The 21,810-nt window shown below is 39.4% G+C and carries 26 protein-coding genes; 19 read left to right on the forward strand and 7 right to left on the reverse strand.

The annotated features are described in order from the left end of the window. Positions 1 to 15 precede the first annotated feature (15 nt). From G504_RS0106385 to G504_RS0106410, 6 genes are all read left to right on the forward strand, one after another. Entirely contained in the window at positions 16 to 1,005 is a 990-nt protein-coding gene (locus G504_RS0106385; RefSeq protein ID WP_019669322.1) for a glycosyltransferase family protein, read from the forward strand. A gap of 8 nt (positions 1,006 to 1,013) precedes the next feature. After that, positions 1,014 to 2,402: a GH1 family beta-glucosidase gene (locus G504_RS0106390; protein ID WP_019669323.1), complete on the forward strand. Its 1,389-nt coding sequence runs from the start codon at positions 1,014 to 1,016 to the stop codon at positions 2,400 to 2,402. A 324-nt stretch (positions 2,403 to 2,726) separates the two neighbouring features. Then, positions 2,727 to 2,891, forward strand: a complete 165-nt coding sequence (locus G504_RS19630; protein ID WP_019669324.1) for a Lacal_2735 family protein — start codon at positions 2,727 to 2,729, stop codon at positions 2,889 to 2,891. Between the two features lie 98 nt (positions 2,892 to 2,989). Continuing rightward, complete coding sequence (locus G504_RS0106400) at positions 2,990 to 4,303, forward strand: DASH family cryptochrome (protein WP_019669325.1); 1,314 nt, start codon at positions 2,990 to 2,992, stop codon at positions 4,301 to 4,303. Next, positions 4,300 to 5,832, forward strand: a complete 1,533-nt coding sequence (locus tag G504_RS0106405) for a cryptochrome/photolyase family protein (RefSeq protein ID WP_019669326.1) — start codon at positions 4,300 to 4,302, stop codon at positions 5,830 to 5,832. Before G504_RS0106400 ends, G504_RS0106405 begins: the two co-directional genes overlap by 4 nt. Positions 5,833 to 5,843: 11 nt before the next feature. Continuing rightward, on the forward strand, positions 5,844 to 6,119 hold the full coding sequence (locus G504_RS0106410; RefSeq protein ID WP_019669327.1) for a TIGR03643 family protein: 276 nt from the start codon (positions 5,844 to 5,846) through the stop codon (positions 6,117 to 6,119). 42 nt (positions 6,120 to 6,161) lie between these two features. On the opposite strand, the gene G504_RS0106415 is transcribed toward G504_RS0106410, so the two are convergent. Next, positions 6,162 to 6,539, reverse strand: a complete 378-nt coding sequence (locus tag G504_RS0106415) for a DoxX family protein (protein ID WP_019669328.1) — start codon at positions 6,537 to 6,539, stop codon at positions 6,162 to 6,164. A gap of 89 nt (positions 6,540 to 6,628) precedes the next feature. On the opposite strand from G504_RS0106415, the gene G504_RS0106420 reads away from it, so the two are divergent. Continuing rightward, positions 6,629 to 6,973, forward strand: a complete 345-nt coding sequence (locus G504_RS0106420; protein ID WP_026348432.1) for a DoxX family protein — start codon at positions 6,629 to 6,631, stop codon at positions 6,971 to 6,973. 241 nt (positions 6,974 to 7,214) lie between these two features. Here G504_RS0106420 and G504_RS0106425 read toward each other — a convergent pair whose 3' ends face one another. Next, a complete protein-coding gene (locus tag G504_RS0106425) occupies positions 7,215 to 8,183 on the reverse strand; it encodes an aldo/keto reductase (RefSeq protein WP_019669330.1) in 969 nt (322 codons plus the stop codon). 167 nt (positions 8,184 to 8,350) lie between these two features. On the opposite strand from G504_RS0106425, the gene G504_RS0106430 reads away from it, so the two are divergent. The 6 genes from G504_RS0106430 to G504_RS0106455 all read left to right on the forward strand — a co-directional run bounded on the left by G504_RS0106430 (position 8,351) and on the right by G504_RS0106455 (position 11,882). Continuing rightward, the gene (locus G504_RS0106430; RefSeq protein WP_083930701.1) at positions 8,351 to 9,115 is read left to right on the forward strand and encodes a DUF481 domain-containing protein; all 765 of its coding nucleotides are present in this window, start codon (positions 8,351 to 8,353) and stop codon (positions 9,113 to 9,115) included. A gap of 174 nt (positions 9,116 to 9,289) precedes the next feature. Next, complete coding sequence (locus G504_RS0106435) at positions 9,290 to 9,619, forward strand: YtxH domain-containing protein (RefSeq protein ID WP_019669332.1); 330 nt, start codon at positions 9,290 to 9,292, stop codon at positions 9,617 to 9,619. Positions 9,620 to 9,621: 2 nt separating this feature from the next. After that, positions 9,622 to 9,969 carry a hypothetical protein gene (locus tag G504_RS0106440; protein ID WP_019669333.1) on the forward strand — a complete coding sequence of 116 codons (348 nt, stop codon included), beginning with the start codon at positions 9,622 to 9,624 and terminating at the stop codon, positions 9,967 to 9,969. Beyond that, positions 9,970 to 10,179 carry a hypothetical protein gene (locus G504_RS0106445; RefSeq protein ID WP_019669334.1) on the forward strand — a complete coding sequence of 70 codons (210 nt, stop codon included), beginning with the start codon at positions 9,970 to 9,972 and terminating at the stop codon, positions 10,177 to 10,179. It abuts the gene before it with no gap. A gap of 139 nt (positions 10,180 to 10,318) precedes the next feature. Beyond that, the gene (locus G504_RS0106450) at positions 10,319 to 11,116 is read left to right on the forward strand and encodes a 3-keto-disaccharide hydrolase (protein WP_019669335.1); all 798 of its coding nucleotides are present in this window, start codon (positions 10,319 to 10,321) and stop codon (positions 11,114 to 11,116) included. A gap of 13 nt (positions 11,117 to 11,129) precedes the next feature. After that, positions 11,130 to 11,882, forward strand: a complete 753-nt coding sequence (locus tag G504_RS0106455) for an SDR family oxidoreductase (RefSeq protein WP_019669336.1) — start codon at positions 11,130 to 11,132, stop codon at positions 11,880 to 11,882. Positions 11,883 to 11,899: 17 nt separating this feature from the next. Here the strand turns inward: G504_RS0106455 and G504_RS18340 are convergent, their stop codons facing one another. The 3 genes from G504_RS18340 to G504_RS0106470 all read right to left on the reverse strand — a co-directional run bounded on the left by G504_RS18340 (position 11,900) and on the right by G504_RS0106470 (position 14,945). Continuing rightward, the gene (locus G504_RS18340) at positions 11,900 to 12,400 is read right to left on the reverse strand and encodes a c-type cytochrome (RefSeq protein ID WP_083930704.1); all 501 of its coding nucleotides are present in this window, start codon (positions 12,398 to 12,400) and stop codon (positions 11,900 to 11,902) included. 6 nt (positions 12,401 to 12,406) lie between these two features. Next, complete coding sequence (locus G504_RS0106465) at positions 12,407 to 13,723, reverse strand: PQQ-dependent sugar dehydrogenase (protein ID WP_019669338.1); 1,317 nt, start codon at positions 13,721 to 13,723, stop codon at positions 12,407 to 12,409. 106 nt (positions 13,724 to 13,829) lie between these two features. Next, a complete protein-coding gene (locus G504_RS0106470) occupies positions 13,830 to 14,945 on the reverse strand; it encodes a Gfo/Idh/MocA family protein (protein WP_019669339.1) in 1,116 nt (371 codons plus the stop codon). A 180-nt stretch (positions 14,946 to 15,125) separates the two neighbouring features. Here G504_RS0106470 and G504_RS0106475 point away from each other — a divergent pair, with 180 nt between their 5' ends. Further along, positions 15,126 to 15,308: a hypothetical protein gene (locus G504_RS0106475; RefSeq protein WP_157473054.1), complete on the forward strand. Its 183-nt coding sequence runs from the start codon at positions 15,126 to 15,128 to the stop codon at positions 15,306 to 15,308. Positions 15,309 to 15,848: 540 nt separating this feature from the next. Here the strand turns inward: G504_RS0106475 and G504_RS0106480 are convergent. Beyond that, positions 15,849 to 16,610 carry a hypothetical protein gene (locus tag G504_RS0106480; RefSeq protein ID WP_019669341.1) on the reverse strand — a complete coding sequence of 254 codons (762 nt, stop codon included), beginning with the start codon at positions 16,608 to 16,610 and terminating at the stop codon, positions 15,849 to 15,851. Positions 16,611 to 16,655: 45 nt separating this feature from the next. Between G504_RS0106480 and G504_RS0106485 the strand changes: the two genes are divergently transcribed. The 3 genes from G504_RS0106485 to G504_RS0106495 all read left to right on the forward strand — a co-directional run bounded on the left by G504_RS0106485 (position 16,656) and on the right by G504_RS0106495 (position 19,262). Beyond that, on the forward strand, positions 16,656 to 16,874 hold the full coding sequence (locus G504_RS0106485; RefSeq protein ID WP_019669342.1) for a hypothetical protein: 219 nt from the start codon (positions 16,656 to 16,658) through the stop codon (positions 16,872 to 16,874). 271 nt (positions 16,875 to 17,145) lie between these two features. Next, a complete protein-coding gene (locus tag G504_RS0106490) occupies positions 17,146 to 17,856 on the forward strand; it encodes a hypothetical protein (RefSeq protein WP_157473056.1) in 711 nt (236 codons plus the stop codon). A gap of 131 nt (positions 17,857 to 17,987) precedes the next feature. Then, a complete protein-coding gene (locus tag G504_RS0106495; protein WP_262493636.1) occupies positions 17,988 to 19,262 on the forward strand; it encodes an APC family permease in 1,275 nt (424 codons plus the stop codon). Positions 19,263 to 19,269: 7 nt separating this feature from the next. Here G504_RS0106495 and G504_RS0106500 read toward each other — a convergent pair whose 3' ends face one another. Beyond that, positions 19,270 to 19,950, reverse strand: a complete 681-nt coding sequence (locus tag G504_RS0106500) for a class I SAM-dependent methyltransferase (RefSeq protein ID WP_019669345.1) — start codon at positions 19,948 to 19,950, stop codon at positions 19,270 to 19,272. 137 nt (positions 19,951 to 20,087) lie between these two features. On the opposite strand from G504_RS0106500, the gene G504_RS0106505 reads away from it, so the two are divergent. Together G504_RS0106505 and G504_RS0106510 are read left to right on the forward strand one after the other, a co-directional pair. Beyond that, the gene (locus G504_RS0106505; protein ID WP_019669346.1) at positions 20,088 to 21,065 is read left to right on the forward strand and encodes a sugar phosphate isomerase/epimerase family protein; all 978 of its coding nucleotides are present in this window, start codon (positions 20,088 to 20,090) and stop codon (positions 21,063 to 21,065) included. A gap of 35 nt (positions 21,066 to 21,100) precedes the next feature. Continuing rightward, the gene (locus G504_RS0106510) at positions 21,101 to 21,760 is read left to right on the forward strand and encodes a 3-keto-disaccharide hydrolase (protein ID WP_019669347.1); all 660 of its coding nucleotides are present in this window, start codon (positions 21,101 to 21,103) and stop codon (positions 21,758 to 21,760) included. The last annotated feature ends 50 nt before the right edge of the window (positions 21,761 to 21,810 follow it).

Genomic DNA, 21,810 nt, shown 5'->3' on the forward strand with positions numbered 1-21,810 from the left:
TAAGTCAAATTATCCGTGAAAACACTCTACGCAATCCAAGGTACCGGAAACGGACATCTTAGCAGAGCAAGGGATATTATCCCAATCCTTAAGAAAAAACAACTTGACCTCGATATACTAGTGAGTGGTACCCAGGCGGATATTCAAATACCTCATCCAATTAAATTCCAGCTTAAAGGATGGAGTTTTATTTTTGGCAAAAAAGGAGGAGTAGACGTATGGCGTACTTTTCAAAAAACCAATTCCGCGAGGTTGCAAAAAGAAATAAAAAGTATTCCGGTGTCAGATTATGACCTGATTATAAATGATTTTGAGCCGGTATCAGCATGGGCCAGCAAACTAAAACAAAAGCAGTGTGTTGCCTTAAGTCATCAGTCTGCCGTTCTATCGCCCAATGCCCCAATGCCAAAAAAACCAGATCCTTTCGGAAAAATGATTCTTCAAAATTACGCTCCCAGCACCAAACGGTTCGGGTTACATTTTAAGAGTTATGAAGAAAATATCTTTACCCCAATAATTCGGGAAGAGATAAGAAATGTTTTAACGAAAGAGGGGGGGCATTACACCGTTTACTTACCTTCCTACAGTGATAAAAAGATAATCAACATACTTTCAAAAGTAAAGGGTATAAATTGGGAAATCTTTTCCAAACACAATCACAGCGAATATGTTTCTAAGAATATCAGGATACAACCAATCAACAATGAAGGATTTGTGCAAAGTATGGCTACTAGTTGCGGAATATTGTGCGGTGCCGGTTTTGAAACACCGGCAGAAGCGCTTTACATGAAAAAAAAGCTGCTGGTTATACCCATGAAAGGACAATTTGAACAGCAGTGCAACGGTGCGGCGCTTCAGGAGATGGGAGTTCCCCTGATTAAATCGTTAAAAATTAAACATATAGACCAACTCAAAAGCTGGGTAGAGGATAATTCCAGGGTTGAAGTTGACTACCCAAATATTACAGAATCAATTATAGACCAAATCCTACAGGAATCCATTTAGAACATTTAATGGCTGGCATTTCAATTCAAAAATCTTCCAATACAAAAAACTCCGATCTATTAGCCGAACATTTTGGTGATGACTTTGAGTGGGGCGTTTCTACAGCGGCATACCAGATTGAAGGTGCTCACGATGTCCATGATAAAGGGGCATCTATCTGGGATCACTTCACCAGTACAAAAGGGGCTATTTATAAAGGGCATAATGGCAAAATAGCATGTGATTTTTATAGGAGGTATAATGAAGATATCCTGCTTATGAAAGCCATGAATATACCAAACTTCAGATTTTCACTTTCCTGGACCAGAATATTGCCCTCCGGTACAGGTAAGATAAGTTCCGAAGGTATAGCATTCTATAACCGCGTTATAGATTTTTGCCTGGAATGCGGCATCACTCCATGGGTAACCCTATACCATTGGGATCTTCCTCAGGCTTTGCAGGAACAAGGGGGTTGGGTAAACCGGGATATTCTAGGTTGGTTTGAAGAATATGTAACAGTATGTTCAACCTATTTCGGCGATAGGGTAAAGAACTGGCTCGTTTTAAACGAACCCATGGTTTTTACGGGTGCTGGTTATTTTTTAGGCGTGCACGCTCCGGGTAATAAAGGGTTAAAAAACTTCCTTCCTGCTGCCCACCACGCCGTTCTTTGCCAGGCTCTTGGTGGTAGAATCCTTCGATCTATAGTTCCTGAAAGCAATATAGGCACAAGCTTTTCTTGTTCAGATATTAAGCCATACTCCAAAAGAATGGCAGATATTAAAGCCGCTGAAAAAGCAGATGCTCTTCTGAACAGATTCTTTATTGAGCCATCATTGGGGATGGGTTATCCGCTCGAAAGCCTTTTAAAACTAAAGCAAATTGAAAAGTACCAAAGACCGGAGGACTCACAAAACTGCGTATTTAATTTCGACTTTATAGGCATTCAAAATTATACGCGTGAGGTTGTCAGACACAGTTATTTGGTGCCTTATCTCCAGGCCAAAATAGTCAAAGCGACCAAAAGAAAGGTGAAAACAACACTAATGGATTGGGAAATATATCCAAAAAGCATCTACAATATGATTGTAAAATTCAACGGATATAGTAAAATCAATAAAATTATCATCACAGAAAATGGGGCAGCATTTTCAGACAAACTAATGGATGGGGAGGTCCATGATCCGGATCGGCTCGCATATTTTCATAGGTATTTAAAACAAGTTAAAAAGGCAAAGGATGAAGGTTACGAAGTTTCAGGATATTTTGCCTGGACTTTAATTGATAATTTTGAATGGGCAGAAGGATACTATCCGAGGTTTGGGTTGGTATATGTGGATTTTGATAGCCAAAAGAGAATAATTAAGTCCTCTGGGAAATGGTTTATGGAGTTTTTGAGCGAGGATAAAAAATAATTCACAAGACAATTGGAAACCAAAAAAGCAGGTGGGGACACCTGCTTTTTTAAACTAGTTCTAACTACATACGTAAGAACGTTTCCTTTTTACAGGCTGTGGAAAAATAAGAGGCTTTTGCCATCCTGACGTTACGTTAATTGAAAGAATAGGTTAACATTTGTGCTGCTACATAAGTAATTAAAAAAGAGCCCTCGATTAAACGAAATTAATACTTTTTTAAATTTTGTTTAATTATTAACAGTTTATGTTAAACATAATGAATAATTTTACAGAGAGAAATCAGTTTTTCTATTCCGTTTATTATTTTTCAAAATTTTATCTATGTTCAATTTATTCAAAAGAAAGTCCGAAAAAGAAATCCTTCAAAATAAATACAAAAAACTAATGGCCGAGGCCCATCAATTATCTCAAACCAACCGAAAACTGGGAGACGCAAAGGTATATGAGGCAGAAATGGTGATGAAACAAATTGAAATATTGGATTGAATTTATTCGCCAACGGCTCATCTGACGAATGGTTTCCCTACATAAATTAGTCCATTCGGTTAAAAGCTCTTTGTCCGGAGGGAAAATTGTAAAGAAAAATGCCCGGTATACATAAAACAGGCTTAATTTGGTTTACTAAAAACCTTAGGGTCCTTGATAATTACACCTTGCATAGGGCTGCAGAAGATAACGACAGACTTATTGGGGTCTTTTTCTTTGATCCACGCGATTTTGAGCCTACCCCTTATGGCTTTAAAAAAACAGAGCGGTTCAGAGCTAAATTTCTATTGGAATCCGTAGCGCAACTCAGGGATTCTCTTCAAGAAATTAATATTTCTTTATGGGTGGTTCATGGCAAAGCCGAAGAAACTATGCCTGAATTAATAAAAGATCTTAATATTCAATCTATTTATCTCCAGAAAGAATGGACCCGGGAAGAAGCGGATGTTTTACACAGTGTTCAAAAGAGCCTTCCTGAACACATTAAAATAAAAGAAATTTTTGATCAGTTCTTATTTCATCCACAAGATATTCCCTTCTCTGAAATGAGCATCCCAAAGGTCTTTACAGACTTTAGAAAAGCCTGTGAAAAAGAAGCTTTGGTCAGACCTGAAGCATCAGAGATAAATGCTTTACCCAAAAATAATCTGCTCCACAATACACCTGAATTGCCAACCCTTGAGGATTTGGGCTTCAAATCTTTTGAAAAAGATACCCGTTCTGCATTTCCTTTTGCCGGCGGGGAAAAGGAGGTCCAAAAGCGTTTGAATTATTACTTTTTTCAAACCAAAAAGCTGGGCTATTATAAAAAAACACGCAATGGCCTGTTAGGCACAGACTACAGCTCAAAATTTTCACCCTGGCTGGCCAATGGCAGTATATCCGCCCGACAGGTGTATTGGCAAGTTTTGGATTTTGAAAAGCAATACTTAAAAAACCAAAGTACTTATTGGCTGATATTTGAACTCATCTGGCGCGATTACTTTAAATACATCTCCATAAAATACCGGGATAAGATATTTCTGCAAGGGGGGATTCTACAAAAAAAATACCAGTGGAGTAACAATCTAAATAAATTTAATTCCTGGATTAGCGGCGCCACAAAAGAACCCTTTGTAAACGCCAACATGCTTGAACTTAAGAACAGCGGATGGATGAGCAACCGGGGAAGACAAAATGTGGCATCTTATCTGGCCAAAGAGCTTCAAATAGACTGGCGTATGGGAGCGGCTTATTTTGAAGCCATGCTGCTAGACTATGATGTGCATAGCAATTATGGGAACTGGATGTATGTTGCCGGGGTTGGCAACGACCCCAGGGACCGTAAATTCAACGCGCGACTGCAGTCTGAACGCTATGACCCCAGTGGCAACTATCAAAATACCTGGTTGCAGAAAACACTTTTTGAATGAAAACTCTGCGCCTCATACTTGGAGATCAGTTGAACCGTCAGCATAGCTGGTTTAACCATGTTAATGACGAACATATTTACGTAATGTTTGAGATGCGGCAGGAAACCGACTATGTGAGGCAGCACATTCAGAAAGTAATTGGCTTTTTTTCGTCCATGCGGCATTTTGAAAATAGCCTGAGGGACAACGGCCACAAGGTTATCTATTATCGCATAAATGATACGAAAAACACCCAGCAGCTTATTGGCAATCTAAAAAAACTCATAGAGGAATACCAGATTGAGGTATTTGAATATTTACTTCCCGATGAATACCGGTTGGACAAACAGCTCAGGGAATTCTGCAGTGGCTTAGACATTAAAACTAACCCATGCGATACCGAGCATTTCTACTCTTCACGCAATGAACTTCAACTTTTTTTTAAAGACAGCAAGCAATTGCTGATGGAGCGCTTTTATCGCTATATGCGGAAAAAACACAATGTACTGATGGATGGGGCACAACCTCTGGGAGGTAGCTGGAATTATGATAAAAGCAATAGAAAAAAATGGAAAGGCCAACCTTCTGTTCCCCATCCGATTTTTTTTGAAAATGAGGTAAGTGAGGTTTTAGAAGATATTAAATCGGCCGGCATAGAAACTATCGGGCATTTCGAAGGGACTATTTTCAATTACCCTTTTAATGAGAAACAAGCCATTGAGCAGTTGAGATATTTTTGTGAGTACCTCTTAAAATATTTTGGTGACTACCAGGATGCACTTCATACCTCAGAAATATTTCTTTTTCATTCCAGGCTTTCATTCGCCCTGAACACCAAAATACTTTCACCAAAAACCGTGGTTAATGAGGCTATAACCTATTATCAAAACCACAGTACTGAAATAGATATTTCACAGATTGAAGGTTTTGCAAGGCAGATCATAGGATGGAGGGAGTACATGCGCGGAGTCTATTGGAAGGAAATGCCGGATTATGCTCAGTATAACAGGCTCGAAAATTACAACCAACTACCTGATTTTTATTGGACGGGAAATACCAAAATGAATTGTCTGGCAGTATCCATTAAAAATTCCCTGAACAATGCATACGCTCATCATATACAGAGACTGATGATAACCGGGAATTTTGCCTTGCTTACGCAGGTTCATCCCAACGAGGTTGATCAGTGGTATCTGGGAATATATATAGATGCCATAGAATGGGTAGAAATTACAAATACAAGGGGAATGAGCCAGTTCGCAGATGGGGGTATTATCGCCACCAAACCCTATGTTTCCTCAGCTTCCTATATACACAAAATGGGTGATTATTGTGAAAAATGCTCCTACAATAGAAACAAAAGAACCGGTGAGGATGCCTGCCCTTTCAATAGTCTTTATTGGAACTTTCTTGACAACAAAAAAGAATATCTCAAAAATAATCACAGGATGGGAATGATGTACAATCTGCTTTCCAGGATTCCTGAAGAAGAACTAAAACAATTAAAAGAGAGAGCAAACAGGGTTATTAAAAATCCTGATCTATTTTAAATACAAAAGACATGGCACACCTCAAACCGCATGAAATTGACAGGGTCATAGAAATGGCCTGGGAAGACCGTACGCCTTTTGAAGCAATAAGTCATCAATTCAGTGTTTCGGAAGCCGAAGTAATTCTATTGATGAGAAATGAACTTAAACCATCTAGTTTCAGAATGTGGCGAAAACGGGTTCAGGGCAGAAAAACCAAACACGCCAAACTCAGAGGTTTTGACAAAGGGAGATTTAAATGCAGCCAACAGAAAAACATAAGTAATAACAAGATATCAAAACGTTGAATTGTAACAATTCTAAAAGTCCTATCGCTCTTTATCTATTGATTATAAATAATCCATCGCGATAATAATGACAGATAAGACTAAAAAACTAAAAGCAGGGAATGATTTTTTCAGAGGATCTTTGACCTTTAAATGCATGGCAATGGCTCCCAGCATTAAAACTGACATGCCCGCAGCCCCGGGAACGCCAAGTTGCGGCAGCCATATAGACGAAAATATAAGAATCGCAAAAAGTATTTTTAAGCCTCCTACAACGTACACCATGGTTTCTGAGAGGCCATAGGTTTCAAATTCCTCCTTCATGGATTGGGCAGAGCCTCCCCGCCATGACGTAGGTTTATTAAATCTTAGCAGCCAAACGTTGAGTATGCTTATTAAGATAAATACTTTAATCGCAATTAACAGATAATTAATCTCCATATTTTAAGATTTTAATAGTTAAACCGTCTTACCTTCACAATTCTGGACTAAGCAGACAGAAATTATTCATATTTCGGGACCCGCCATATATGCTACTAAAGATATTAATTTTATTTTCATCTCTTTCCTTTATCATTTTTGGGGTGAATTGCCTGTATTCTCAAAAGATGGTTTTCGAATTCCAGCGCTACGGCCTGAAACACTATCGTATCCTGACCGGCATATTACAACTTTTGGGTTCCTTTTCTTTAATCATTGGTTTTTGGATTCCATCTTTTACCTTGGTCGGATCAGGCGGACTTGCCATGCTAATGCTCCTTGGGGTCCTAGTAAGAATAAGAATAAAAGACAAACCCTATTTACTTATTCCCGCTATCTTCTTTATGTGTCTTAACATTGTCATTTTAGGTGCTTCGCTGATTCACATGATGTGAATCAGTATCTTTTAGACTAATGTACGTTTCCTATTTCGTCTAATTTAAGAATTAACAAAACTAAAAAAGCAGATGTCCCCACCTGCTTTTATAAACTAACTCAAACTACATAAATAAGAACGTTTCCTTTTTATAGGCTGCCCAAAAATAAGAGGCTTATTCAATCCTGAGGTTAAGTTAATTAAAAGAATAGGTTACCATTTGTTCTTTTAAATAAGTAATCAAAAAAAAGAGCCCTCAATTACAGGTTCTTTATCCTCCAATCCAAAATCTTTTCTATTGCTTCAATATTGGTCCCGGTCAATTTAAGTTCACTGGCTTTGGCGGTTTCTTCAATTTGTTCCGGGTTTCGGGCACCTACAATTGCCGAAGTCATTTCTTTATTTCGCAGTACCCAGGCCAGGGAAAGCTGTGAAAGGGAAATGTTTTCTTCAATTGCAATCTGATTTAGCCGTTTTATTGTTTCAAGATTCACGCTGAGTTGGGGTTCCCTGAAAAATGGATGTTTGCTTCGCCAATCAGATTCGGGCAGGGCCATTGCTCTCTCTTTGGTAAATTTGCCGGTAAGTAATCCCGCCTGCATGGGGCTGTAAGCAATAATTCCAATCTCGTTTGTGTTACAATAAGGCATGATTTCTTCCTCAATTTCGCGGCGGAACATGCTGTAAGGAGGTTGTAAAGAAGTTATTGGGTGTATGGCCTGAGCCCTTTTAAGCTGTTCCAGGTTAAAATTAGAAACGCCTACATAACGTACTTTTCCCTCTTTAACAAGTTGCGCCATGGCTGCCCATCCTTCCTCAATCTCTTCATCCGGTTCCGGCCAGTGAATCTGATACAGATCAATTGTTTCTATATCCAAACGTTTCAGGCTAGCCTCAACCTCCTGTTTTATACTTTCCGTTTTAAGTGATTTGCCAATCTCGCGGCTGTCTCCTTCCCAGACTCTTCCGCACTTGGTAGCTATGATAACTTCATCCCTTATTCCTTTGATTGCCCTGCCCACAACTTCTTCCGCATGGCCATGCCCATAAATGGCGGCTGTATCTATCCAGTTAATCCCCAAATCCAATGCGGTATGAATGGCCTTGACTGAAGCCATATCATCCTGAGGTCCCCAGCCAAATTTCCAGTCGCCTCCACCCATTGCCCAGGTGCCTAATCCTATTGTTGTTAGATAGAGTTCACTGTATCCTAATTTACGTGTTTGCATAACTGTGATTTTGAAAGGTAATAAAGATACTTATAGCTTCGCAGAATTCCATACGATATTCAACACCATCTTCTTCCATGGCTTTGGCACATCCTTCTAATCCTGGTTGTATTGCTCTTGAGTTGAATAAAAACGCCTATTTTTAGCCTGCCAACCATTGTGCCTCTATGCGATTACTTTGCCTTTTTTTTATATTGTTGTGTTTGGGGTCTGCTTCTCTTTATGCACAAGTGGTGAATATAGAGTCTGCCAGAATGCAAACCGATTCTGTGAGATTTGTTTTGAGTAATGATTTTTCATTTAGGTATAATGATAATGACGGAAACTATATCTTCGAAGTAAGCGATGCTATATATACACAGTTAAAATCAAAGGATTTTCGAAAGTTGTATTTTTTTCTGGCCAATTTCGGCCTTATCCGATCCAAAGGGGAGGATTTTTCAAATAACTGGTTGGTGCATCTAAGATTTAATTACAGGCTTACCCGTGTCATTAGACTGGAGACCTTTGTTCAAAGTCAGGGCAATCAATTATTAGATGTAAGTGGCAGGCATTTGCTGGGCGCAGGCCTACGTTTTAGGGCAATAGCAACTGAACGCGTCAGGTTGTATTTAGCAAACTCCTATATGTATGAACTGGAAATAAGTGATGCTTTAAATCAAAATTTTTACAACCACCGCAATAATACCTATATGTCTTTTTCCGTAGAACTGCCAAAAAGTAAAATTACTATTACCAACATACTCTATTATCAGCCCCTATATAGAGATATTAGTAATTATAATATCTCGGAACAGTTCAAAATTGAGGTTCCCCTTAATGAAAAAATAAGCGTGAATAGTTCCTTCTATTATTATTTTGACAGCCAGACTCCGGGTAACAGGTCGCAGTACACCTCAACTTTTTATATCGGAATTGGCATCAATATTTGAGAGAGAATGAGACTGATTTTTTTCCTTCTTTTCCATAAACAGGGTTTAATTCCTTATGGATCATCTTTGCTGCGGGTATGCTGGGCTGGATTATTTGAATTATACTCTGGCATGTTTAAAGGTCAAAGTTGTATCTTTATTTGTTCATCATCTAAATAATTTAAAATTTAAACTATGGATAATTCAGGGAACACCTTAGTTGGATTAATTGCCGGTGCAGCCATAGGCGTTGCACTTGGAGTATTATTTGCTCCGGACAAAGGAGAGGTCACACGAAAAAAATTGGCTGAAGAAGCTGAAGCTGCCAGGGCAAATCTTTCTGAAACCGCGAGCGATTTAAAAGAAAGAGTTGAGGATGCGCTCTCTTCGGAATCGGAAACATTAGAGAACCGTATGGAAAGACTGCTTTCAGATGTAAGCTATAAGGCAGACGATGTTATCTCTGCTTTGGAAAAAAAATTAGCTGAATTAAAAGCAAGAAATAAAAAATTACAGAAATCTTAATAATGAGTATACTAGAATCACTTAATCAGACTTCAGATAAAGCCATGAATCTTGGCGAGGAGTATATCAGTAAAACCCAGGAATATTACGAACTTAAAGTATTTCAGCAACTTACTGCTACCACAAGTATGTTTTGCAAAGCCGCAATATTAGGGAGCCTTGGTTTTTTAGTAATTATTTTATTGATTGTCGCAGGCACTTTGGCCTTAAACAGCCTTATAGGCAATATAATCTATGCCTGCTTGATTAGTGCCGGCATTTTATGTTTGTTAGGAGCCATTATTTATGCTTTTAGATTTCGAATCGAAAGCCTGATTGTTAGAAGCATGTCTAAACAATTTTTTAATTAAATGAAGCAGTACAATAATCTTAAAGAAATAAACCACGATCTGAAACGGCTTAGTCTGGAAAGACAGATTGCCTGGGAAGAAATGAAAGGTCTTAAAGAAGATTTTAAGGAAAGCGTACAGCCCCATAATTGGTTTGGGCCAATACTGTCTTCAGCTAAAAAATACGGTATTCTTTATTTAATCGGGTTGTTATTCAAAAAGAAAAAATAAGAACATCTCCCTTATTTAGTTTCGAGAAGTTGGTTAACCTTTGTATAAGTCCCGAGTAATTATATGGCCTTTCAAATTCCTTTGGTATATACGGGCTATTTTTTAATTACATTTAGAAAATTCGTTACATTCCACCATTATGAAAAATATAATCTGTCTGTTAATCATTGGTTTGCTCTTCGTAACCTCTTGTAAAGAGAAAAAAGCCGAAACTGTTGCGCAAAAAACTGAACTTAACAATTGGCAACCTATATTCAACGGCACTAACCTGGATGGATGGACCCCGAGAATTACAGGACACCCATTGGGAGAAAATTTCGGTGACACCTTTCGGGTTTCAGGTGGTATCTTGAGTATTCGCTATGACGCCTATGGAGATGACTTTGATAACAGGTTCGGAGCTATATATTTTAATGAGAAATTAGCTGATTACAGAATAAAAGTAGAATATAGATTTGTGGGGGAAACTGCTCCCGGGGCACCTGAATGGGGGTTTAGAGATAGTGGTATTCAATTTCATTCGCAGTCCCCGGCATCACTAAAACCAGACCAGCCATTTCCGGTTTCCCTGGAATACAACCTGCATGGCGGTAATGGAACCGATGAAAGGCCGGTAGGCGCTATTTGCGCCAACGGTATGTTTGTAGAACTCAACGGACAAAAAAACACGAGTTATTGTACCCCACCTGTTATAAAAAGGACTTTTCACGGGGATCAATGGGTTACTCTGGAAATTGATGTAAAAGATAGTCTTATAAGGCATTACGTCAATGGGGAGGAGATATTGAGTTACGCCAACCCAACTTATAATCCTGAGCACGAAATAGCGAAAACACTAATTTTTAATGGTGATGCGCGGGTAAAAGATGGATATATTTCTTTGCAATCTAATAGTCACCCCATAGATTTCAGGAAAATAGAGCTTTTAAAATATTAAACTCAAATTTAAGATGCTTAGGAAATCAAAAGTTGCCATAGTAACCGGTGCCGGGTCAGGTATTGGGAGAGCTGTAGCAAAGGCACTAAATGAAGATGGATGGAACGTAATCCTTGCTGGCAGGCGTCAAAAAAGCCTCGATGAAACAGCGGCTTTATGTACCGGTAACGAAGTGCTGGTAATACCAACTGATGTGAAAGACCCTCTAAGTGTTAAAAATCTGTTTGCCCAAACACTGAAAGCCTATGGTCGCCTGGATTTACTTTTCAATAATGCCGGAGTAAGTGCTCCGGAAAAACCAATGGAAGAACTTACGATAGAAGAATGGAGGAATGTGATAGACACAAATTTAAATGGTGTTTTTTTCTGTACCCGGGAAGCATTCAGAATAATGAAGGCCCAGGATCCCATGGGGGGAAGAATAATTAACAACGGTTCACTTTCGGCCCATGTGCCACGCCCTTTTTCTGCGCCCTATACCGCAAGCAAACATGCGGTAACAGGCCTGACAAAATCTACTTCCCTGGATGGCAGGGCCTATAGCATTGCCTGTGGGCAAATTGATATTGGAAATTCGAAAAGTGAAATGACAAAAAAGATGGAAAAAGGAACACTGCAGGCCGATGGTTCCTACAAAACAGAACCTACAATGAGCCCTGAAGATGTAGGACGGAGCATAGTTTATATGGCCGGGTTGCCGCTGAATACCAATGTTCCTTTTCTTACGATTATGGCCAACGAAATGCCCTATATTGGCAGGGGCTAATAGGTAAACAAGGCCTTTTATTTTTTAGTTGCTGATCTATAAGCGGCCACTTCCCTTGGTGTAATTGGATCTGCTTTATTACCAAAACTATTCCGAATATAAGATGCTACATTAGCTATTTCTTCATCACCAAGCATGCCATAACCCTGCATAACATTGGCATATTCAGATTTATCGCGTGCCAGTTCCGCTTCAGATCCCATTATAATAATCTCCAACAAGTTGCTCTTGTCACCCAGCACATAGTCCGTTTTTATAAGGGGTGGGTTTAATCCGGGTACACCTCCCCCATTGGCCTGATGACAGGTTAAGCACACCTGCCTGTATACTTTTTTACCTTCTGCAATATATGGCGGCGGTTTAGCCTTAGGGGTTGTTTTTGAAACATTTGGTATTTCAGTTTTTGCAGATGCTTCCTTCTTCTTATCTGAAGAATTACAACTATAGAACAAAACAATTGCGGCAAGCACAAAAAGAAACCCCGGAATAGTATCCTTCAGCAATCTGTTTATAACCATTTTCAATTACTCTTTCGTATAAACAATCCTGAACAAAGTGCCTCCGGAATCATCCGATACATAGAGAGAGCCATCCGGACCCTGAGCCAAACCTGTAGGCCTGTGTTTTGCCTCGCTCGGGGAAGAAACTTTTTCTACGCCGGCAAAGCCATCGGCAAAAACCTGCCAATCCCCGCTGGGTTTTCCATCCTTAAATGGCACAAAGGCAACCAAATACCCTTCTTGTTTTTCAGGTGCCCGGTTCCAGGAACCATGAAATGCAATAAAAGCACCATTCCTGTATTCCTCCGGAAACATCTCTCCGGTATAGAAAAGCAGTGCGTTAGGGGCAATATGTGCAGGAAAAGTAACAACAGGATCTATGGCATTTTCGCCTGCTGTTTTTGTGCCATCACCACCATATTCGGGTGACAAAATTTTCTTGTTCTGATAATGATCATAATAAATATAAGGCCATCCGGCATCGTCACCTTCATTAATTATATACATGGTTTCTGCAGGTAAGTTGGCCGAGGTCTTTTGATCAAAAAGATCCGGATAAAGTGTGTTCAACTGATCTCTTCCGTGTTGTGTAACTACCAGCTTATTTAGTTGAAAATTCCAGTCGAGCCCGACCACGTTTCGCAGGCCCGTAGCATATCTCTTCCCTTCAGCATAGGACTGTTTAAATTTATCAGCCCTGAATTGCCAAATACCGCCGGCAGAATCGAGTATCGCGCATGGCATTACCCCGGGAGAACCCAAAGTCCTGTCTTCCTCCTGGCATGCGTTGGAATACGCCCCTATATTAACATAAATATTCCCGTCTCCATCAAGTGTAAAGGATTTTGTAGCATGCGTTCTGTAAGACACCAGGTTTGTTACCAAAGTGTCCGGGTTAGAGGATTCGGTTACTTCGCCATTGGCATCCAGTTTATATCTGAAAATTTCTTCATCAGATGAGGCGTATAAATAACTTTCATCAATATAAATTCCCGTTCCGCCATAATCCCCAAACCCCTTTTTTGTGTCGGCTATACCATCACCATCCTGGTCTTCGAGGTAAAGTATACCTTCACCATCGATTGGTTTTCTCAACTTCAGGTAGATGGCTCCGTTAGAATTAACTGTTATATGACGTGGAGCCCCCAGGGAATCAGCCACCTTAATTACCCCGAAGCCATCAGGCACCTTAATCCCTTCGTTATCCGGGCTTACGGCCAAAGCGGCCTTACCTTCGGTATTTTCCTGTTTCTGCCGGCAGGCAGAAAATGCCAGCAGTACAATGCTAAAAAAAAGGAATTTTGCAAGCAGATTATGTAATTTCTGTGAAGTTCCGAACATACTATTTTAATTTAAGGTCCCTAAATGTATACAATTTTATCGCTTTCTATATTTAAGATAAAGATATTTCGAAAATCATTTATAGGTAGCTTTATTTTCCAGGAAATCAGGATGAGGTCAAATCTATCTTTTTTCCTGTTTTTACTGCCTTATATATAGCATCTATAATTTTCATATCCTTTACGCCCTCTTCGCCATCTACAGGTATCACGGGCTGTTTGTTTTCCAATATTATACCTGCCATCTCATCCATCTGCACAGTCTGATGGGTAATATGAGGATCTGTGAGTTCTCCCTTATGAGTGCGTGCTTTTATTGGTCCGTAACCAGTGGACGGCTGCATTTCGGCCCACCCTTCTATGCCCGCAAGGTAAAATCTATCCAGATGATTTACGGCATAGGTAGAAAGGCAGGAGGCCACAGCGCCACCTGGAAAGCCTAATTGAAACTGAATGGTTTCATCTATTCCTTCCTTGAATTTAACGGGATCATTTTTGGTTTCCTGGGCAGTAACCCATATGGGTTCTTCCCCTATCATATAACGTGCCCCGTTAATAGAATAAATGCCTATATCCATCATTGCCCCGCCTCCTGAAAGTTTTTTATTCAATCTCCATTGATTGGGATCTCCAATTATAAAGCCCGATTGCCCCTGGAAAAAGATAATTTTTCCAAATTCACCTTTCTTTCTCATCCCGACAATTTTAAGGGTTTTAGCTTCGAAATGCATGCGATACCCTATGAGTAATTTAACATTGACAGCCCTGCAGGCATCTACCATCTCCTGTCCTTCTCTGGCGTTTATTCCCATTGGCTTTTCACAGATCACATGCTTCCCGGCCGCGGCAACGCGTTTGGTAAATTCGCAATGCAGTCCGTTTGGTGTAATAACATAGACCGCATCTATATCCGGGTTGTCCTTTATTTCATCAAAATTATCATAGTTGTAACAATTTTTACCCTCGATCCCATACTTTGACTGCCATATGGCAACTTTGGAAGGTGTTCCACTGATCACTCCTACCAGTTTGGCTTTCCTGCAGCTTTGCATAGCTTCCGCCACCCTTGTCCCATAGCTGCCTAAGCCCATTATTGCAACCCGTAACAACGGGCCGTCATAGTGGTTGTTTGTATACGCGAAAAGACTGCTTGAATTTAATAAAACCGGCAATCCCAGGGCCGAAGTGGCTATTTTTTGTACAAATTCTCTGCGTGAGCTCATATTATTATTTTTTTAATGTATATAAACATAAGAATTAATTTAATTGATCGCTAAATCAGGTTAAAAACTTGTCTTTGTACTTATCCCATTTAAAAATGGGATTAATTAAATTTTGTTAAGTATTTGTTAATTATTTTTAAAATTACTATCTTACCTTACCAACCATTAATAAATCTTATTATGCAAGCATCGGAAAAATTACTTTCGTCCCGGATTCTAACCATAGTCCTGTCTATGATCCTTGTCCTTGCAGCGATTCTTCTTTATACGGAATATATCCCGGAATTGCTTGTAAAAGCAGAGCATGCTATAGCTACTCACATGGTAGATATTGATGCTACTATTGTGGCAAATAACTATTGAATTCTATACTGAATTCCATTTAATTTATTTAATGCAACTATTTGTATTGGACATGTTATGTTCTATAAAACACAGTTCCAACTTACCCCTTGTTCCGTAATTCATTCCTTAAGCCTATTATTAGAAACCACTAAGTTACCAGGCTCACCAGCACCTGCCTGATTAGCAATTCTTAAGATCTTGAGGCATTATATTTTCTTCATTTATAAGTGCTTACATGGGGGAATTTGATAATATCATTGCCTCCAAATAATTTTAGACTTCTAAATAAATATGATTTATCAATGGCCTTTAGTCTTTTGTTACATTATTTGTTTGGGTAGCAGGTTCCCGTTGCGTTAAACATTTCCTTGTCCATTTAAGGTTCTTTTGACCCGTCCTCAAGGCCTCCAGGTAGATGGTTCTAAATCATGAGCATAAAAATACATTTTACGGTTCGATTTTTACCAAATAAAAAAACCGGATTATTTAAAATCCGGTTTTGTTTACTCCTGGTTCCAAGCCCTTTTGAAAAGCATATATTTCAGTGGGTATACGTCCTTAGTTTCCCATAAATGACATTTCCGGGACAAGCTTGTGCGTTTCTACAAGGTTGCCGTAAATTTCAAAAGATTTTGTGTAAAGATCCACATCTGTCATATAGGAATTAAACCCATATTTCTCATTGTAGGCATCTTCAAAATCGAAATCCTCTGACTTCCATTCACCCATGGCTTTCATGGGGTCGTCAAAAAAGGTGATAATCCTAAATTCACCTAACTGACTACCCGAGCTTATCTTAAAAACAGCTGTCTTTCTGCTAGAATTCTCTTTTAATATTACCATACGACGGTGCATAAAACGCCTAAAATCACTTGAATTAGCAGCTTTAATATTTATTATTTGAACATTCATAAACTTACTGGGGGTGCCACCTTCTTCCCAATTTACGCTCCAGTTTTTAATTCGCCACCAAATTTTGCTGCCTTCAGGGTTCTCGGCAAATTGCGTAACGTTTTTGGCCCAATAATCTAACTCTTTAGTATTATCGGCATTGTAGAGGTTATCTAATGTCCTCGCAACCTGAACCCTTTCGAACATGCCCTGATCTGGCCCTGTCATTATTTGATAGGTGACAATAGCATTTTCCGGGCTATTGTTGAACATTTGGGTTTTTTTAGCCGCTGCTTTTTTAAAATCGTCTGCCTGTCCGGATTTTGCCTTCCAGCGCATTGTCCTGTAATACTCCCAATTTGGATTTGTTTGAGCATAGCCTGGTAAGGCCAGCAATAAAATAAATAATAATGTTAAAACACGTTTCATAATTAATTGGTTATTAGTTAGTAAATAAGAATACTTACTGAAGATATGGATAAGAAAGCATCTATCAAATCAAGTTATGACCAAACTACCATAATTGTGTCCGAATGGTATCAATTCCTTATCCAAGGTTTTAACAATGATAAAATTATTGGGTTAATTAAGATAAAGTTATTCCCGGAAACAGAAAACATATTGATTACAGATGGAAGGCGCATAGAAGGTCCGGACAGAAAATCCATGGTTACCTTTGGTGGCCATCAATAGGGTCGTATCATGGAGGTTACCCATGATAAAAATTCAGAGGTTCGTTATTCAGTTTACAAGGCCCAACGATTTCGCGGCCTGTATCTCAAATTAGATCACCCTACGGGCAAACACAGAGATCTTTAATTACGTGCAGGGATAATCTCTTGAAAATGACAAACCATTTATAATAGAACTACACTATGGTTCCAGATTATTGTTTTGGACTTTTATAGGCTTCAAATCCATTTTTTTTACTACCTTTTTGGCAGTAACTATAAACCAAAACAAAATGAAAAAATTAATTCTTACGTCACTGTTATTTGTGACCTTTTCTATTAGTGCTCAGGATTTCTATTGGACCTATTACAATTTCAGTGTAGAACCTAAAAATGAGGCTGCTGTATTACAACTGGTACAAGATTATTTTAAAGAACATAAGCAGGATGGCGTTACCGTACGTTTTTTTGAAAACCACTTTAACGACAGTGGTAATAACTATACCCATTCCATTGGATTTTCGGGTACTTTGGATGCCATGGGAAATCAGTATTCCGGCGCACAGAGCGATTCCTGGGACCTGTTTCTGACAAGAGTAAACCAGCTCATCAAAGGATCATTCAGTTCTTTTATGGGGCGTGGTATTTCTACCCATGGTCCGGCTACCGAAGGTAATGATTGGCCCGTTCAAAATTATGTATACCTTCATGTGAAAGACCCCAGTGCCTTTTTAGCAGCCAGGGAAAAATATTTTTCTTCGTTTAAATCAGATGTAAGGCTAACTGTATTGGGAAGTATCACCTCTGGTCGTTCTCCACATGGGGAGACTCATATGGTAATTCAGGGCTATAAGGATTTCAAATCTGCTATGGCAGGTATGGATGCCCTTCTTACATCGGATCAGGTTGAAGCCCGCAGGAAAGCCTGGAAAGAATTTAACGAAAATGATGGCGGTGTTTCTGTAATACGCTCAGGTACCAGGATCCTGTTAGGTAAATGGTAAAAGCATCTGTTTAAAATAAAAGCCCCTTTCGGAATAAGGGGCTTTTTTTGTATTCTTAATAATAGAAACCAATAATTGAGATTCGGAATTATCATTTAAAGTTTTAAAACCTGGAGAATATAAAGAACAAAATAGGCTGGAAAGTAGCCGCCGCCCTGGTGGTTGCAAATATGATTGGAACGGGTGTTTTTACAAGCCTGGGGTTTCAGCTTCAGGATGTGACCAATACTTGGTCTATACTATTCCTTTGGACATTGGGAGGTGTCATGGCAATTATTGGTGCATTTTGCTACGCCGAGATTGGAAGTGCTATCAATAAATCTGGCGGGGAGTATATATTTCTTTCCAAATTGTTTAATCCCCTGGTGGGGTATCTTTCTGGTTGGATTTCACTGACTGTGGGATTCGCAGCCCCGGTAGCACTGGCAGCTATGGCCTTGGGGGCCTATTTGGGAAACGTCCTGCAGGTTAACAACACCCTTCTGGCCATATCGGTTATAGTGATAATATCTGTTATACACTCATTCAGCCTTAATGTGAGCAGCAAATTTCAATCTTATGCGAGCTGGTTTAAGGTCTTGTTGATCCTTATTCTTATACTTATCGGACTTTACTATCCCCAGGGTGATTCTGCACTTAACTTTTCAGATTCCTGGACGATGGAAATAGTAACCCCTTCATTTGCCATAGCTTTTGTATATGTGACTTATTCCTATACCGGCTGGAATGCCGCAGCATACATTATTGAAGAGATAGATAAGCCACGTATAAACCTGCCCAAGGCACTTCTCCGTGGGACGCTTCTTGTTACTTTATTATATGTTTTCATGCAGTTTGTATTCCTAAAGCACGGAACACTGGCTGATTTAAAAGGACAACTGGATATTGGACATGTCTATGCTACTAATCTATTTGGTAGCCAGGGCTCCAAAACCATTAATATTTTAATTTCTTTCTTTTTGATTTCGAGCATCAGTGCCATGATATGGGTGGGGCCAAGGGTGTCTATGGCTATGAGCAAAGATTTTAAGCTTTGGCGATTTTTAAAAAGGGAAAATAAAAACAAACTTCCGGTAGCAGCGGTTTGGCTTCAGGCACTATTAAGCATCACCTATGTCCTTACAGGTACTTTTGAAAGTGTATTACTCTATTGTGGTTTTATTTTACAACTGAGTGCAGCCCTTACCGTTTCAGGAGTATTTATATTGCGTAAAAAAGAACATGTATCAACTGGCTTTAAAGCCCCATTTTACCCTTTGCTCCCTGTCGCCTTCATTTTATTTAGTCTTTGGATCCTTGCTTATCTGATAATAGACAAACCAATGGAAAGTATGGTAGGGCTTTTAATCCTGGCCATAGGTGTTCTAACCTACTTTTTCAATAAAAAGATTAGCGGTTCTTCCTGACAAGTAATTATAACTTGGTGACCACCATGTAAATTAATTTATTCTTTTCCATCCCATAATCGGCAACATCTTCTTTTTCTTCATATAATAAAACTTCAAACCCTCCTTCCGTGGTGAACATTTCTCTTATGACATTTTTTTCACAACCAAAGTCAGGGCGCCCCATTTCAATGCCAGCTTCGCGATGAAAGAACTCAAAAACAAACAACCCTCCGGGCTTTAGGGCCGTTTTTATCTTTTTGGCTATGCCATCAATTTCCAGACACCCACCGTATAACCAGGTAATCAGATCCCACTTTTCCGTTCCATAATCAAATGTTTCAAAACTGGCTATTTCCGTCGTCAACTCAACATTTTCAACTTTGGCCTGATTATCAGCATAGGCAACAGCCTTGTCTGCAAGATCAAAACCAGTAACATCCCAACCATTCCTGGCCAGATATAAAGCATTTCTACCCTGCCCCATAGCTACACAAAGTGCTTTTCCGGGTTTTACAGATTCGGCAGTCTGTTGCAAAAGATTATTTGCTTCTTTATTAAATGTATAAGAAGGATTGTCAACGAGGCTGCGGTTCCATCGCGCGCGTATAAGTTCATTTCTTTCTTCAATGCTAGTGGCTGATTGGGCTAAAGTTACTGTGCAACAAAAAATAGCTGATAATAACAATATAATTTTAAATACTTTCATAATTCCTGTTTAAGTATAAATTGGTTATCTTAATATCCTTGTAATATACTATTGCCCAATGTACTAATAATCGATGACAAGAAACGGCTTTACAGGTTTAATAAATTAGCAAGGCCAAGCAAATAAATAACCTAATAATGAACAATAAAATTTCAAGAAGAAATGCCATAGCAACAAGCCTGAAGGTTTCTCTGGCAGCAATAGGAGGATATGCATTTAAAACAAGTGCTCAGGAACAACTTAACTTTGAAAGCACTTCAGTAAAGAAGAAACTCCCGCTAAGAATTAGCCTGAATACCTCCACCCTTTTACATTATAAATTAGATGTCGATGTGCAAATTGATATGGTCGCTGATGCCGGATTTGACGGAGTTGAACTATGGATGCGCGATATTCAGGCATACCTGGAAAAAGGAGGTAAGGCTGAACAATTAAAAAGAAAACTTGAAGACAGGGGGCTGGTACTGGAAAACATTATAGGCTTTTCAAAATGGTGCAGTGATGTGCCTGATGAAAGGAAAAAAGCCCTGGAACAATTGCGTGGGGAGATGATGATCATTGCGGCGATGGGAGGTAAATATATCGCAGCCCCGGTTCAGGGAATTGAATCTTTGGATAGAAATAAGTATGATGACTACGCCGAGCGTTATAATGCAATCCTGAACCTCGGCGATGAAACCGGGGTCACACCAATACTAGAACTTTGGGGGATGGGGGCACTTAACAAAGTAGCCGATTGTGCGCGCATTGTTATTGCTACCGGGCACCCAAAGGCAACTATGTTGCTCGATTTCTATCATGTATATCGCGGAGGGAATGACTGGGACACCATTGATATTCTGAATGGACATAAATTACCGGTAATGCACATTAATGATTACCCCGCAAACCCATCATTTGAATTGTTAAAAGACTCCGACAGGGTTTTACCCGGGGAAGGTATCTGTCCTTTCGACATTCTTATTCCAAAATTATATAGGGCCGGCTTCAGAGGCGGGTTTTCAGTAGAGCTTTTTAACAGGGAATACTGGGAGACTATGGATGCCCAAACCATGCTTAAAAACAGTTATGAGAAAACTAATGACGTAGTTGAGAAAGCCCTGGCAAAAATTTAATATTAATCCTGATAATCACACGATAAATTTAAAACATGATGAAACTAAGTTTAAACTATACCATTATTCTCCTTCTTGTTCTGGGGAATTTGAACGAGGCTCCGGCACAGGAAATGAAAAGTGCCGATGGGAATGACTGGATTTCGCTGTTTAACGGAAAAGACCTTGACGGTTGGAAAGCAGGTGTAAATGCTTCTACTTTTTCCGTGGAAGATGGCACCATTAAAGTAGCCGGGGAAAGAGCGCACTTGTTCTACGTTGGCGATGTGCAGAACCATAATTTTAAGAATTTTGAATTTAAGGCGAGGGTAATGACCAAACCCGGATCAAATTCTGGTATTTATATTCACACCCAATACCAGGAAGATGGTTGGCCTTTGCATGGCTATGAAGTGCAGGTTAATAATTCACAAGGCGACTGGAAACGCACCGGGAGTTTGTACAATATTGTTGATGTTAAGGAAAATTATGCTGTAGATAATGAGTGGTATACAGAATATGTAAAAGTGGAAGGGAAACGAATTATCATAAAAATAAACGATATCGTGGTTGTGGACTATACAGAGCCTGAAAAGCCCTTTAGGGAAGGAGACGGCGTTCACAGGGTACTTGGCACTGGTACTTTTGCGCTACAGGGTCATGACCCCGGAAGTATTGTTTTTTATAAAGATATTATGGTCCGCCCTTTACCATAATCCGTCTTGAACTCTACATCTTATATTAATAGCTTATTTTTAATGTCGGG

It is taken from the genome of Eudoraea adriatica DSM 19308, assembly GCF_000382125.1.
Classification (GTDB): domain Bacteria; phylum Bacteroidota; class Bacteroidia; order Flavobacteriales; family Flavobacteriaceae; genus Eudoraea; species Eudoraea adriatica.

Excerpts from the sequence above, each read along its gene's own strand:
- G504_RS0106405 (WP_019669326.1), top strand. The coding sequence starts at position 4,300 with ATGAAAACTCTGCGCCTCATACTTGGAGATCAGTTGAACCGTCAGCAT.
- G504_RS18340 (WP_083930704.1), bottom strand. The coding sequence starts at position 12,400 with ATGGTTATAAACAGATTGCTGAAGGATACTATTCCGGGGTTTCTTTTT.
- G504_RS0106400 (WP_019669325.1), top strand. The coding sequence starts at position 2,990 with ATGCCCGGTATACATAAAACAGGCTTAATTTGGTTTACTAAAAACCTT.
- G504_RS19630 (WP_019669324.1), top strand. The coding sequence starts at position 2,727 with ATGTTCAATTTATTCAAAAGAAAGTCCGAAAAAGAAATCCTTCAAAAT.
- G504_RS0106505 (WP_019669346.1), top strand. The coding sequence starts at position 20,088 with ATGAACAATAAAATTTCAAGAAGAAATGCCATAGCAACAAGCCTGAAG.
- G504_RS0106500 (WP_019669345.1), bottom strand. The coding sequence starts at position 19,950 with ATGAAAGTATTTAAAATTATATTGTTATTATCAGCTATTTTTTGTTGC.
- G504_RS0106425 (WP_019669330.1), bottom strand. The coding sequence starts at position 8,183 with ATGCAAACACGTAAATTAGGATACAGTGAACTCTATCTAACAACAATA.
- G504_RS0106475 (WP_157473054.1), top strand. The coding sequence starts at position 15,126 with ATGCAAGCATCGGAAAAATTACTTTCGTCCCGGATTCTAACCATAGTC.
- G504_RS0106510 (WP_019669347.1), top strand. The coding sequence starts at position 21,101 with ATGATGAAACTAAGTTTAAACTATACCATTATTCTCCTTCTTGTTCTG.
- G504_RS0106490 (WP_157473056.1), top strand. The coding sequence starts at position 17,146 with ATGAAAAAATTAATTCTTACGTCACTGTTATTTGTGACCTTTTCTATT.
- G504_RS0106480 (WP_019669341.1), bottom strand. The coding sequence starts at position 16,610 with ATGAAACGTGTTTTAACATTATTATTTATTTTATTGCTGGCCTTACCA.
- G504_RS0106445 (WP_019669334.1), top strand. The coding sequence starts at position 9,970 with ATGAAGCAGTACAATAATCTTAAAGAAATAAACCACGATCTGAAACGG.
- G504_RS0106465 (WP_019669338.1), bottom strand. The coding sequence starts at position 13,723 with ATGTTCGGAACTTCACAGAAATTACATAATCTGCTTGCAAAATTCCTT.
- G504_RS0106420 (WP_026348432.1), top strand. The coding sequence starts at position 6,629 with ATGCTACTAAAGATATTAATTTTATTTTCATCTCTTTCCTTTATCATT.
- G504_RS0106470 (WP_019669339.1), bottom strand. The coding sequence starts at position 14,945 with ATGAGCTCACGCAGAGAATTTGTACAAAAAATAGCCACTTCGGCCCTG.
- G504_RS0106455 (WP_019669336.1), top strand. The coding sequence starts at position 11,130 with ATGCTTAGGAAATCAAAAGTTGCCATAGTAACCGGTGCCGGGTCAGGT.
- G504_RS0106390 (WP_019669323.1), top strand. The coding sequence starts at position 1,014 with ATGGCTGGCATTTCAATTCAAAAATCTTCCAATACAAAAAACTCCGAT.
- G504_RS0106450 (WP_019669335.1), top strand. The coding sequence starts at position 10,319 with ATGAAAAATATAATCTGTCTGTTAATCATTGGTTTGCTCTTCGTAACC.
- G504_RS0106440 (WP_019669333.1), top strand. The coding sequence starts at position 9,622 with ATGAGTATACTAGAATCACTTAATCAGACTTCAGATAAAGCCATGAAT.
- G504_RS0106435 (WP_019669332.1), top strand. The coding sequence starts at position 9,290 with ATGGATAATTCAGGGAACACCTTAGTTGGATTAATTGCCGGTGCAGCC.
- G504_RS0106415 (WP_019669328.1), bottom strand. The coding sequence starts at position 6,539 with ATGGAGATTAATTATCTGTTAATTGCGATTAAAGTATTTATCTTAATA.
- G504_RS0106430 (WP_083930701.1), top strand. The coding sequence starts at position 8,351 with ATGCGATTACTTTGCCTTTTTTTTATATTGTTGTGTTTGGGGTCTGCT.
- G504_RS0106410 (WP_019669327.1), top strand. The coding sequence starts at position 5,844 with ATGGCACACCTCAAACCGCATGAAATTGACAGGGTCATAGAAATGGCC.
- G504_RS0106485 (WP_019669342.1), top strand. The coding sequence starts at position 16,656 with ATGGATAAGAAAGCATCTATCAAATCAAGTTATGACCAAACTACCATA.